At 63.7% G+C, this 12,897-nt stretch carries 12 protein-coding genes; 7 read left to right on the forward strand and 5 right to left on the reverse strand.

The window, feature by feature from the left end; genetic code table 11:
- Positions 1-42: 42 nt before the first annotated feature.
- Positions 43-2,484 (forward strand): TonB-dependent receptor, encoded by a 2,442-nt coding sequence (locus tag H8S47_RS05585; protein ID WP_187502934.1) that lies wholly within the window; start codon positions 43-45, stop codon positions 2,482-2,484.
- A 145-nt stretch (positions 2,485-2,629) separates the two neighbouring features.
- Positions 2,630-3,337: a FadR/GntR family transcriptional regulator gene (locus tag H8S47_RS05590; RefSeq protein ID WP_187502935.1), complete on the forward strand. Its 708-nt coding sequence runs from the start codon at positions 2,630-2,632 to the stop codon at positions 3,335-3,337.
- A gap of 153 nt (positions 3,338-3,490) precedes the next feature.
- On the opposite strand, the gene H8S47_RS05595 is transcribed toward H8S47_RS05590, so the two are convergent.
- Positions 3,491-6,466: a sensor histidine kinase gene (locus H8S47_RS05595; RefSeq protein WP_187502936.1), complete on the reverse strand. Its 2,976-nt coding sequence runs from the start codon at positions 6,464-6,466 to the stop codon at positions 3,491-3,493.
- Positions 6,467-6,769: 303 nt separating this feature from the next.
- Between H8S47_RS05595 and H8S47_RS05600 the strand changes: the two genes are divergently transcribed.
- Entirely contained in the window at positions 6,770-7,168 is a 399-nt protein-coding gene (locus H8S47_RS05600; RefSeq protein WP_187502937.1) for a hypothetical protein, read from the forward strand.
- A 412-nt stretch (positions 7,169-7,580) separates the two neighbouring features.
- Here the strand turns inward: H8S47_RS05600 and H8S47_RS05605 are convergent, their stop codons facing one another.
- Together H8S47_RS05605 and H8S47_RS05610 are read right to left on the reverse strand one after the other, a co-directional pair.
- Positions 7,581-8,099 (reverse strand): DUF6438 domain-containing protein, encoded by a 519-nt coding sequence (locus H8S47_RS05605; RefSeq protein ID WP_187502938.1) that lies wholly within the window; start codon positions 8,097-8,099, stop codon positions 7,581-7,583.
- A gap of 985 nt (positions 8,100-9,084) precedes the next feature.
- A complete protein-coding gene (locus H8S47_RS05610) occupies positions 9,085-9,321 on the reverse strand; it encodes a YozE family protein (protein ID WP_187502939.1) in 237 nt (78 codons plus the stop codon).
- Between the two features lie 134 nt (positions 9,322-9,455).
- On the opposite strand from H8S47_RS05610, the gene H8S47_RS05615 reads away from it, so the two are divergent.
- Genes H8S47_RS05615 through H8S47_RS05630 form a run of 4 tightly spaced genes read left to right on the forward strand, consistent with a single transcriptional unit; the run spans position 9,456 to position 11,807 of the window.
- Positions 9,456-9,659: a hypothetical protein gene (locus H8S47_RS05615; protein ID WP_187502940.1), complete on the forward strand. Its 204-nt coding sequence runs from the start codon at positions 9,456-9,458 to the stop codon at positions 9,657-9,659.
- Positions 9,660-9,662: 3 nt separating this feature from the next.
- Entirely contained in the window at positions 9,663-10,139 is a 477-nt protein-coding gene (locus H8S47_RS05620; protein WP_214654955.1) for a LexA family protein, read from the forward strand.
- Positions 10,136-11,407 (forward strand): Y-family DNA polymerase, encoded by a 1,272-nt coding sequence (locus H8S47_RS05625; protein ID WP_187502941.1) that lies wholly within the window; start codon positions 10,136-10,138, stop codon positions 11,405-11,407. Before H8S47_RS05620 ends, H8S47_RS05625 begins: the two co-directional genes overlap by 4 nt.
- A 55-nt stretch (positions 11,408-11,462) precedes the next feature.
- Complete coding sequence (locus H8S47_RS05630; protein WP_187502942.1) at positions 11,463-11,807, forward strand: hypothetical protein; 345 nt, start codon at positions 11,463-11,465, stop codon at positions 11,805-11,807.
- 20 nt (positions 11,808-11,827) lie between these two features.
- Here H8S47_RS05630 and H8S47_RS05635 read toward each other — a convergent pair whose 3' ends face one another.
- The gene (locus H8S47_RS05635; protein ID WP_187502943.1) at positions 11,828-12,487 is read right to left on the reverse strand and encodes an SOS response-associated peptidase family protein; all 660 of its coding nucleotides are present in this window, start codon (positions 12,485-12,487) and stop codon (positions 11,828-11,830) included.
- 3 nt (positions 12,488-12,490) lie between these two features.
- Positions 12,491-12,826, reverse strand: a complete 336-nt coding sequence (locus tag H8S47_RS05640; protein ID WP_187502944.1) for a hypothetical protein — start codon at positions 12,824-12,826, stop codon at positions 12,491-12,493.
- Between the last annotated feature and the right edge of the window lie 71 nt (positions 12,827-12,897).

The raw sequence follows: 12,897 nt of genomic DNA on the forward strand, positions 1-12,897 counted from the left end.
GGGGACGCGACCCGGGTAACCAGGGCGTGATGGGAGGAAGCGATGAAGAAGCATAGCTTGCTGGCTTGCGCCGCCGCGTACGCCATCGCCTGCGCACAACCGGCGCAGGCCCAACAGTCGGGTACTCCAGCGGATGCCCCGGCGGGCGAAGCGGCGTCCCCCTCCCCCGCCGCTCCAAGCGCCGCACTGGAAGACATCGTGGTCACCGCGAACAAGCGGTCGCAGAGCATCCAGGACGTCCCCGCCTCCGTGCTTGCGATAACGTCGGCGGGACTGGAGCGGGCGAACGTACGGGATTTCGACGACCTCGTCCGTACGGCGCCGTCGCTGACCATCACGAAGACGAGTCAGCCCGCGAACAACAGCATCAACATCCGCGGCATCGGGACCTACGCGTACAGCATCTCCACCCAGCCCAGCGTCGTGGTGGTCGTCGACGACATCCCTCAGGCCTTCCAGGCCGCGGCGTTCACCGCGCTCGCCGACGTAGCGCAGATCGAGGTCCTGCGGGGACCCCAGAGCACTTTGTTCGGGAAGGCGGCGTCGGCGGGGGCGATCAACATCACGACGCTCGCTCCGACCGACCGGCTTTCGGCGCGTGTCGAGACGTTCTTCACCGACGATGGCGAACAGCGGTATCAGGGCAGCATCTCCGGTCCGCTGACCTCGACGCTGAGGGCGCGGCTTTCGGGCAGCTACAGCAAGTATCGAGGGACGATCTTCAACACGTTCACCGGCAACTGGCTCAATGGCCAGTCGGACGTTCTGCTTCGCGGCAAGCTGCTTTGGGAACCGGAATCGAACGCGTCGATCATCGCATCGCCGTACTATGTGCGGACGAAGTCGACCTGTTGTGCGCCGGCACAGTATCAACTCAGCCCCGGCGTGACGTTCGCCCGCGGCCGCATTGGCCAGAACGTCATCCTCGCTGGAATCGTGCCTTCGTCGCAGAACCGCCTCACGCGGCTCGACGTTGATTCGAAGGGCGACTCGACCGACTACGGCACGGGCGTGAAGGCGGCCTACGCGTTCGATGGCGGCCCGACGATCGCGTCGATCAGTTCGATCGACAGGTACAAGCTGGTTGATCTCCAGGACACGGATTCAAGCGCCTTCGACTTCCGGACGGTTGCCCCGACCGCCCCTGCGGGCGGATCGGCGAACGGCGGTTTCTTCAAGGTGACGACCTTCACCGAGGAGTTGCGCCTCACGTCGCCCGACAGGGGCCGGCTGCGCTATGTCGCGGGACTGTTCTACAGCGACACACGCTCGCTGCGCGACTACGTGCGGGGATCCAACACCCTTGGCGACTTCAACGGTCTGGCGTCGCTGCCGTCCACCAACAGCATCGCCTATTCGAGCTATCTCGCGAGATCGGCGCAGCAGACCTATGCCGCGTTCGGACAGGCGACCTACGACGTCACGCGAAGGCTGTCGCTGACCGGCGGCCTCCGGGTTCATCGCGAGGACGTCCGTTACAGCTTCATCGATCGGGGAACCGGCGTGCGCTATGGATACCCACGGTGCTCGACGGCGAGCGGGACCGCCGGGCTTGCCGTCTCCACGTGCGATCAGGACACGGTCGTGACCGGAAAGGCGGCGATCCAGTTCCGTCCGACCGAGACCGTGATGGTGTTCGCGGACTATGCGCGCGGCTACAAGGGCTTGGCATACGACCTGACTAGCACCTACACCGTTCGCACGCCGTTGGCGTCAGGCCCGTTGAAGGGCGTGCCGGTCGCCGATGCCGTGGCGGCTAGACAGCCTGTGCCGGCCGAACACGGCGACAGCTTCGAAGTCGGCCTCAAGTCCACGTTCCTCGACAATCGGCTGACGTTCAACCTCACCGGCTTCTACGAGGCGTTCTACGGCTTCCAGGCGCAGAGCCGTGATGACACTACAGGCCAGAACATCTTGAACAGTCTGGGCAAGGTGACGTCGCACGGCGTAGAGATGGAGGCAGCCGCCAGACCGTCCACAGCGCTGACGCTGAACCTCTACGGCGCGTACACCGTCGCCCGAATGGACCGCTTCCTCAATGCCACCTGCTTCCCCCAGCAGACCGTCGCCCAAGGGTGCGTCGGCGGCATACAGGACCTGTCGGGGCGGACGCTACCGAACTCGCCCCGCTGGAACCTCTCGGGCAATGCGCAGTACGATCAGCCTCTGACGAACGACATCACCGGGTTTCTCCAGTCCAGCGTCCACTATCAGTCACGCGTCGTGTTCAGCCTTCTTCAGGATCCGGATTCCGAACAGGGCGGATACACGCTGGTGAACCTGGGAGCCGGTGTCAGAAGCGGTCCGTTCAAGGTGACGCTGTTCGTCAACAACGTATTCGACCGCGACTACGTGCTGACCAAGGGACGGGACGGCGTATGGAACTACGGCGTGGCCGCGTCACCGTCCACGTTGGCCGTCAGCTACAAGCCTGGAAGAGACAGCCAGCGCTACTTCGGCGTTCGAAGCGGGTTCACGTTCTGAAAGCTTGCGACGCGCGCCTGTACCAGGATCGCCGAGCCGACCGATGGGTCCTTGCCGGCAAGGAGCAGGCGGCATCGGAGACGAACCGTAGCCGCACCCGAAGGAGGTGGCTGGCGCCCCCTCCTTCGGGTGGTAAAGCGTACTCATGAAGGTAACGAAAGCCGCCAACCTCGCCGACGATCTGGTTCGGCGGTTCGAGAGCCAGATCGAGGCCGGTGAGTTGCTGCCCGGCGGGCGCTTCCCCACCGAGAAGCAGATCACCGAGGACTTCGCCGTAAGCCGGACGGTCGTCCGCGAGGCCTTCGCGCGCCTGGCCGCCCGCGGCCTGCTCGAATCACGCCGGGGATCAGGGGCCTTCGTCGCCGAGGCTGCACATTACCGCGCCTTCCAGGTGACGCCCGAGGAGGTGGAGGCGATCGAGGACGTCCTGAAGCTTCTGGAGATGCGGATGGGCTTCGAGAGCGAGATGGCCGAACTCGCCGCCAAGCGGCGGTCGGATACCGATCTGGCCGAGATGCGTGACGCGCTTGCCGCGATGGAGCGGAGTTCCGACGTCGACGGATCGGTCCTGGCAGACGCCGCCTTCCATGCCGCGATCGCACATGCGACCGGCAACGACTATTTCGCGCGCTTCACCTCTTTCCTCGGCGTGCGTCTGATCCCTTCGCGCAGATTGTATCTCCAGGCCGACGATCCCGCTGCGCACAAGGCCTACGCGCGGACGATAAACAAGGACCACGAGGCGATCTACTCCGCCATCGAGGCGGCAGATCCTCTGCGCGCGCGCAGGACGGCACGCCTGCACATGCAGAAGAGCTACGAGAGATATCAGGCCCTGTCCAAAAGATCGTGAAGCCGTCGCGCTGCGGCGCGGATGTCGGCACAGCCGGACACTCTGCCGAGAGGCGTGCTTAGAAACGTCTGTCCCAAGACCACTGCATCCGACTGGAGGAGATGACCTTCGCATCGAACGTGCGCCGACTGGTCCGCCCCCGATGGATCTTCGTCAGCTTCCCGGCGTCGTTCGCCAACGCCAGGTCGGGGCGGGAAGTACCAGGCGCACCTCCGTCCCTTCGCGCAGAACGGAACGGATCGACAGCTTGGCTCCGAGCTCCCTTGCCCGCTCCCTCATTCCGGTAAGGCCGAAATGCCCTGGCCTTCCGCCCGCACCGAGAACGTCCGGGGGTATGCCGATGCCGTTGTCGCGTATGGAGACCGTGATGCTGAACAGGGCGAATGTCAGATCGACCGTGACGACCGACGCTTCCGCATGGCGCCTAATGTTGAAGAGAGCCTCCCCTACGATTCCGCTGACCTCGGCGATGCACTCGCGCGCCACCGAACGGACCTTCCCCTTGGCAGTGAAGTTGATCTTGATGCCGGATGGGAAGTCCTGGCGATCGATGAGCGCGAGGACGACCCCTTCGAGATCGTCGCTGGTATCGATCGCCCTGAGCGCATGGACGCGATCGCGACCGTCGACCAGCACGTCGTCCGCGCGATCCATGGCGTCCTCGAGTTCACGTCTCGTACCCTCGTCGCGCACGGACTGCGCCGCGACGTGAAAGCGCAGCATCAGTCCCTGTATGCCCTGCAGAAGCGTGTCGTGGAGTTCTCGGGCGATACGTTCACGCTCGTTGGTCCGTTCCGCCACCCTGATGCGCATGCGCCGCGTCAGTATCCGAACTCGCAGACTCAAGAGGAACCACAGCAGCACGCCGGCAAGGACGGCACACATCGCCTGGAATATCCGCGACTGAAGGAAGGTCGGCGCAATGACTATCGGGAGATCGACGCCCTGCCTGTTCCAGATGCCCTTGTCGTTCGATGCCATCACGCGGAACCGATAGCTGCCCGGACCCAGATTGGTGTAGAACGCCTCCCTCCGCGTTCCGGGATCGACCCAGTCGGCATCGACGCCCTCGAGCCTGTAGCGGAAACGCACGCGGCTCGGCACGGACAGGCTCAACGCCGTATAGCTGATCGAGAGGTTTCTCGTCCCGGCAGGAAGATCCACCGCCATCGGATCTGCATAGCGGTGTCTGTTCGCTGTCAGGCCGCGGATGAGAACGGTCGGCACCCGAGGATTGGACATCAACCTGGACGGATCGACGCGGACGGCGCTCTGTCGAGTGATGAACCAGATCCGCCCGTCCTCGGCTACCGCGGCCTGAGCACCCTCCTCGCCCGTAGGATGGCTGGACAATCCATCCTCCTGTCCGAGCGTGAGGTGCGGCAGGGCCGTATGCGGGTGATCGAAGGCTGCTCGGAGACTCGTCGACGCGACGTGATGGATCCCCTTGTTGTTGAGCATCCACGTTTCACCGCTTCTGGTCTGCACGAGCCCCCGGACGCCGCGCAGCCAAGGGTATTCGTCTATCGACAGGCGGTTGAAGCCGCGTCCGTTCCATCGTGCTATTCCGGTACCGCCCGCGACGAGCAGACCGAAGTCCGTCGGGAAGACTCCGGTCAGTCCACTGACACCGATGGTGTCGCCGTCCAGATACCGGGAGGTCCCACTCGCGGAGACGAGCAGAAGGGCACGATTGCTGAACATCACGACCGGATTGCCCGCGCCGTCCATGATGATGTCCTTGGGACGTTGCGCGTTCATCGGAAGAGCGAAGCGGCGCCACTTCGCGTGATCGAGCAAGAACACTCCGGCACTCGGCCGAGCGACCCATAGCCGCCCCGCTCGGTCGACCCCGCACCCCGTCACGGCCTGCGCTCCGGGCAACGCGAAGACGCCGACCGTGCGGTCGCCACGAAGCCTTTCCATGCGTCCGCCCACCGCCATCCAGATGCCGCCGGACGGGTCGGCGCATAATGCGCTGGGCTGCATCGCCGGCCTGATGGGCATGGGTATGCCGTTGGAACCGGCGCGGTAGAGCGTCTTCCCGCCAGCGACGTATATCGCACCGCTCGCGTCGACCGCCATCTTGTAGCCGCGTGGAGACGTCTGAGCCGGCAACCTGACCTGCTCGACGTCGGCCCTCCGGAACTGATCGAGGCCGTTCTCCGTGGCGGCCCAGACGTTGTCCTCGCGATCCTGAAGGATGGCGACGGCCTGGTTGGAGGTCATGCCGTCGCTGGTGCGGAAGTGCTGGATCGACGCGTCGCTGGAAGGGATGCGTCCCGGCGCGTCGATGCGGAAGAGTCCATCGGTGTAGGTCGAGCCCCATAGGGCTCCGTCGCGAGCGAACAGCAGCGCGACGCGGCTAACCGGGGCCAATGCGGAGTAGAAGACCGGTTTGCGCGGACGGCGGTGTCCGTGGGGGTAGTCGGCTACCATGCGCGTGCCGAACGGTCCTGAGATCCAGATGTCGCCTTGCCGATCCTGAGCGAACCCCGCCCCGTCCAACAATCGTTCACCGGTGTCTTCGAACCGGGTCGCGCCCAAGCGAAGGAAGAATAGGTGCTTCGCGGTGGCGACCCAGACCGTGCCGTCTTTGGCCGTGAACACCGACCATATCGTTTCGGAAGGCAGCCCCCGACGCTGATCGACATGCTCCCAGGCGCCTCGCCGGAAGCGGTACAGCGCACCGGGCTCCCTGCCGCCGATGGCGTAGATGCCGCCCTCCCGATCCTCGGCGAAGCTGGTGATCTCGCCGGGCGCGCTGGGCATGGCGACACGGACCAGACGTCCGTTCCGATAGACCTCGACGCCCCCCTTCCCTGCATATCCGACAAAGAGTTCGCCGCCGTGGGATACGAAGACGGCCGTGACCGGGATCGCGCCCGATGGATGACCGTCTGCCGGAGCTATCCGCTCGAAGGTGACGCCGTCGAACCGGTAGAGTCCCTCGTAGGTGCCGAGCCAGAGATACCCGTCATGCGTCTGCGCCAGAGCGGACACCATCCCGGGAACCCCGTCGGCCGTCGTCCAGCTGCTGTGGGTGATCTGCCTTTGCGCATCCGCCTTCGTCGTCGTCGGGTACGCCCCGAACAGGAAGGCCAGTCCCAAGACCATGGAACCGATCATGCTCGCTACCGCATGCCCCTGCCGCCTTTGATCTGCTCCCTTGCTCATCGACGTCCATCAATGGCCGAAATGTCGACCGCGGCCCATGGAACGGGGATGCATTCGCCCGACGTTCGAACCATATCACCCAGCCCGATAAATCGGAAACTCGGATACGCTCTTCGTTCCGAAGTGGCGGCATCGTGTCGTCGGGCTGCACTTGGCGAACGTGGGTGTCTCGCACCCGGTGGATCTTGGCGGTCCGGAATCTCGCCATCAGACCGACACGCGGCAGCGCCGAGTCCGTTCGGCGGCTTGAACGGCGTGGCAACGACATTGCGTCATTATCCCAGCATCTCCGTCACCACCCCCGCGATCCCGAACTTGCCGGAAGAGGCCCGCTGGATTGGAGCAGCCCAGTCCGTGAACGCTTGGCGCAAACAATTCGTCCAGGCGTTCGCATCGGCCGAGTCCGCCGTAAGCGAGGCCCTGCTCGGTCTTTCCGGCATACCTGGTCCCGGCGATCACATCCGACTCCGTCACCTTATCAGACAGCGCTTCCAAGATCTCGCGGACGCATTGGACGCGAGCGGTCCCGTTGCGGCGGAGGGCGTCATCGCAGCGTTCTGTCTCGCCGCGTTCCGCATTCACGAACCACTCCGGACCGTTGTCGGTCACGGCGTGTTCCGCATCGCTCTCATCGTCGCAACCGCTGGGTTGTGATCGCAAAGGCCGTCACCTCCCGTGCGAAAGGTGCGGAGAGGATATCCTTGATGTTCGGACAGGACGACGCCGAAAGAACGGCCTCCGAGGTCAGAGCGCTTGGCCAGAAGGTCTCATCGCCTCTCGGCAACCTCATGCGATCAGTCGCGAGTTGAGAACGCAGCGCTTCACATGGTCGCGGGATAGACTGCATACGACATCCACGCCTTCTACCTTGCTCCGAAAAACCTTTAGGCATTGAAACCGAGGACTTGCGCCGGCGACGGCCGAAACCCGCCATCCGCATCTTCAACGCGAGGCGGGCCATTTCGAACGGAAGCGGGAGCGCAACATCAGTGATCACGCGCGCCGGATGCCGCTGGTGCAAGACGGCACGTCGCGCGGATCTTGCTTTCTCAGCCTGCCTCGCCGCTCAACCCCGCGATAACCCCGGCCGCGTCGTCTGCTGAGCCCAAGCGACGATGCCCAGACGTTTCGGCAGGGTAGCGAGTATGTTGTCGAGTTCATGTCCCGGACCATCCGAACAGCCCCGCTGGTGCGTCGCGACCGTGCGACGGCCGTCCGCCGTGGTCCAGGTAATCGTATATGACGACGTATCGCTGATCGCCGCGGTGCATGGGACGCGCGCCGTCGTTCCATCCGCGGGGCGGAATGCTGCGAAATCGTTGGCGACCGCCCGATAGACTTCGGGGCTGGAACGGCGGTCGCGATCGCCCACCTCGGCAGTATGGCGCTTGCCTGAGAAATGAACGTCTCCGTTTGGAGAGAGCACCACGTCATACACGGGGCAGAAGCCGAAGCACGGTCCAACAGAAACGGCGATGGTCTCCGGCGATCCGGCGAGGGGCGGGTTCATCACGACTTGTGGGATGGATGCGCACGCACCCAGTGAGATCAGCGCGGGCATCAACAGTACGCCGGATCGACGCATTTCGCTCTCCTTGAAACAATCACTCTCTCGTAGACGGAACCGCCGACCACCAGCCTTCATGTCACACCGGTCCGCTCCAACGGATCGTGATCAGGAAACCGCGCAAAACTACGTTCGTCATCTCATTTTCCTCAACCGATTTGAATCATGAAACAGCGATTGCCGGCCAATGGATCACAGGCATAACCTGCAAATCCGGATCTGCGCGCTTGATGTTGCCATTCCCGAAGAACGGTCTGTGGCCAAGACTTGAAATGTTACCGGGACGCAGTAACAAGCAATTAGGATGCCTATCCGCTGTCGCAGTTGCCCAAACATGTAGTGGGGGTATGCAATTGTGCAGGCTCGTGACGCAGACGCGCACCGCAAGGCTCGTCTGAATTACAGCGCCTTAACGACAGTCATTCATCCGATACTGCCGCCAATACCGATCCCATCGCACCGCGGCGCCGGCCGCGATAGTCGCGCATGACAGTGACCGACCATCGGGCAGCGTGCACCGAGCGACGATGCGGCTGTAGCTTCTACCAGTCGGCTCACATCGCAGCGCCTTCCCCAGTACCAGCCGCTCAACGATCTGCTGGCTGCGCTTGGCAGCGGCGTTGTCGCAGCGATAGTTCACTCGCCGCGGGTCTACCGCTCGACACGGTGACGTGCTCTCAAAGTCCGGCGCCTGAACACCGGCGATCCGAACCTTGATACCGCTCGAGCACCATAGAGGACCGTCACCGTCATGAACGCGCGTCACTATGCATGAGAAGACCGTCGCTGGTACGATGGCGATCATGGCCCCAACAGCCGCATCAGTGCTTCGTCCGGGCGGCATCCGCCACGGCGTTCAGACAATCGGCTAGCAACTCCCATTGCCGGTACAGCTCGGGCTTCTCCGGGAGCGGCTTCTGCATGCCCGACGCAACGATCTCGCATGCGCCCCTCTGTCCATGATCCGCCATAAGCGCGAACGCCTGTTCCCATGCGTCCTGCATCACGCGGACAACCAGTCCGACTCGGCATCGTCCACTGCCGCGAACATGTCGCCCTCGGCCTGCATGGCACTGAGGTGCTTGCGCACGGCTTCCGGATCACCGTTCCGGGGAAAGCGGCGATCGGCGACTGCTCCAATCGCAAGCTGGCCGACGAGGTCGCTGCGATCCTTCTGCGTCATGAGCCACTGGCCGAACGCTGGCCTTGGCTCCTGCTGGTCGTCATCGTGCTCAGTCATCTGGCGTCCTCGAATCGTCGGTCCAACCAATCGCATCAGATCGATGTTCTTGCAATGTTCTTGCGAATCAATCCGGATTGCGCCCAGCTATGGGGACGCCGCTTGCGGCGACTCGACACTGAGGGAGCAATGAAATGCAGCACGATCTGCGGCTACGTGCGGCTGCCCGCGCCATATACAACAACGTCTATCCGTCAGCGGACCCTGCTCCCTTCAGCTTCGACGAGGCCGAGCGGTTTGGCACGGTGGAGTATAGGCAAGCCGTCGGCGCGGCCCAGGATGCCCGATCGGTCCTTGCCGCTCGGCACGAGCAGCTTCTCTTCGCCGCGATCCTCTAGGTCGTGTACTCGACCAACCGAAACCACCCGGTCGTTGTCGCACTGAACCGTTTCGAGGAGGTCCTGCGGCTTCACGACGTCCCGTTCGAACTGGTGCCCTGCGAGGTGCCGTTCTTCCTCGTCCACACGCAGGCCGGGTTTCCGTCGCCGGCCCAAGACGACATGCAGGAACCGATCGACCTTGGAGCATGGCTCGTCGAGCATCCGGCCGCCAGCTACATCATGCGCGTCGATGGTCGGTCTATGTCCGGTGCGGGCATCAGCGACGGTGATATGATCGTCGTGAACCGTGCCAGAAAGCCGAAGGCCGGTTCGATCGTGGTTGCACTGGTCCACGGCGACCGGACGCTCAAGCGGTTGCGCTATGTCGACGGCCGCCATTGGCTCGTGCCCGAGGCCGAAGGGTTCGCGGACATTCTGGTCGACGAGCACGTCGAGATCTGGGGCACGGTCGTCGGCGTCGCGCGCAAGATGGCATGAGCCCGCCGATCGCCCTGATCGACTGCAACAACTACTACGTCTCGTGCGAGCGCGCCTTCGATGCCAGCCTGGTGGGCGTGCCGGTCATCGTGCTGTCGAACAACGACGGTTGCGCCATCGCCCGATCGGCAGAGGCGAAGGCACTCGGCATCAAGATGGGTGACCCGATCCACCACCTGCGAGACAAGGTCCGGCAACACGGCATTCAGGTCCGGTCGTCGAACTATGCGCTCTACGGTGACATGCAGCGTCGGGTGATCGCCGCGTGCGCGTCCTTCGCACGCGACTTCGAGATATACTCGATCGACGAGACATTCCTGGATCTGGCCGGGTTCGAGGGCCGTGATCTTGTCGCCCACGCGAACGCAATGCGGGCGCAGGTTCAGCTATGGACGACGATACCCACGTGCGTCGGCATCGCGGACACCAAGACGCTGGCGAAGCTGGCAAACGCGGCGGCCAAGAAGAACCCGCAGTTCGGCGGTGTGGCCGATCTTCGTGACGACGACGTGCGGCACGAGGTGATGCATGCTTTCGCGGTTGGTGACGTGTGGGGCGTCGGTGGTGCGACCGCACGCAAGCTGATCGATCTAGGCATTCATACCGCCGGCGCGCTACGAGAAATGCCGATGAAGCAAGCCCGCGCCGTCGGGACGGTCGTCCTCGAGCGGCTGGTTGCTGAGCTGCGCGGCGTCCCGTCTAACGCGGTCGAGGCGGTCGAGCCGCGGCGGAAGGGCATGGCCGTCACCCGGTCGTTCGGGACGCCGATCTGCGACTTCGAACAAATGATGGGGGCGCTGTCGCAATACGCGTTGCGGGCTGGCGAGAAGCTGCGATCACACGGGTTGGTTGCGGCCCGCCTGACGGCGTTCTTTCACACGAACAAACACAAGCCTGATCGGCCTCAGTATGGCGGATCGCGTATGGTGACGCTGCATCCGATGACGAACGACAGCCTAGAACTTATCGCGGCTGCCAGGCGCGGTGCCGAAAAGGCATGGCGCGACGGCTACGCCTACACGAAGGCCGGCATCATGCTCGACGATCTGCTTCCCGAGGACGAGCGGCCGCGCACGCTATTCGAGGAGGATACAGCTAAGCGCGACCGACTGATGGGGGCACTCGACGCGATCAATGGCAAGTTCGGCACATGGACGGCGGTGACGGCCACGCAGGGGTTCAAGCGCGAGTGGAAAATGCGGTCGGAGATGCGATCACCGGCATGGACGACCAACATTGCCGAGGTGCCGACAGTCCGCGCAAGATAGTGCCGCCGGTGATGAAGGTCTTGCGTTCGCTGGGGTTCAGAAAGAGGAAGAGGCCATGAGCCATGCCAGCAACATCGTTCTCTGCGACGGACCCGACAGCCCCCACGCGTTCGACGTCGTGCCCCTTCAACCGCGTAACGGCAGCCTGGATGCCATGTGCCCGGTCTGCAAGGGCCGCGGGCAGTGGAATACCGAGATCGACCTCGTCAGTTTCCGGTGCAAGCGAATGGCATGCGACCGGTGCCACGGTGCTGGCTGGGTCGAAACAGGTACCGATTCGATCGGTCTACCTGACATTGAAGTTTCGCCGGAAGGGTATTCCCGTTGGACGATCCGCTTCGAACCCAGCGACACAGACGTGAAAGTCGACTCGGCCCAGCCTGGTCTAACTAAATCCTAAGTCAATCAGCCTGATCGTCGCTAGATCAACCGAGGCGCTGCCGTACGCGTCGGGAACACCGGGCCTCGTACCGTCATCCGGTCGGCCGGATATGGCCGCTGCAAGGACAGAACGTCGTCATAGCTACCGGTCAACCACCGCTCGTGATCGTCCGGCCGCAGGATCGTGATCATCGCCTTCGGGTGGATCGGCGCCACCAGTTCGTTCGCGTCGCACGTCACCATCGCGAAGTAGCGCTGTTCGCCAACCTGCCGCCAAAAACCGGCGATCGCGAAAACGGGCTGGTCGGTCACCCCGAACCACATCTCCCCCTTAATAGGCTTCTTACCGTCCCCAAGGTCGGTCGGCTCGCGCGCCCATTCGCAGAACTCCGTCAGCGGGATCAGGCATCGGTTAGCCGGATCGGACACAAGGGAACGCCATTGCGGGAGATGAAGCGTACGGACATTGGTCTGCGCAACCTTGCGGCCAGCCTGCTTCGCCTGCCCCGCCAGGACGTCCCATTCCATCACGTCCAGCCCGCGACGGTCGGATCCGTTCCGCACGACGTACGCCCGCCCGAACGGGCGCAGCTCCTTCGGGTCGAACCGGTTGTCCATCGGCTTGTCGGCAAGCCATTCCGCACCGAATCGTTCGGTGATGGTCTCCGGCTCGCCGTCGAACCGGGCGCGATTACACATCGGTCAGAGCCCGAGACCGCGACGCTTGATCTCGCCGAGTAGCGCTTCAGCTACCGGGTGGCCCACTACGCCGCCCGACTGCTCATAGGCGCCGATCAGATCTGCGTCCGATGCATCGTTCAACAAGCCCCTGACTTCGGCGCTGAACTCGTCGACTTCCCCGGCCGCTGCATCCGCAGCGTCGTCGCTGGTGATGGCGGGCTCGTCGCCGGGTGCCGGCGCGTGGGCCATCACTGCGTCCTGCTTGAACAGGTCGAAGGCGTCGGCAGCTTCGTTGCGCACCTCCAGGGTGATCTCGAGGCGGGTGAACAGGTCGAGCGACGGTGCGGTGTTTTCCATCGCTCAAGCCTAAGCCCGGTTCGTTGCCAGGCGCAATATGGCGACGACACGCGAAGCTGGCTCAGTTATTT

The sequence above is a fragment of the Sphingomonas albertensis genome, from assembly GCF_014358075.1.
GTDB lineage: Bacteria > Pseudomonadota > Alphaproteobacteria > Sphingomonadales > Sphingomonadaceae > Sphingomonas > Sphingomonas albertensis.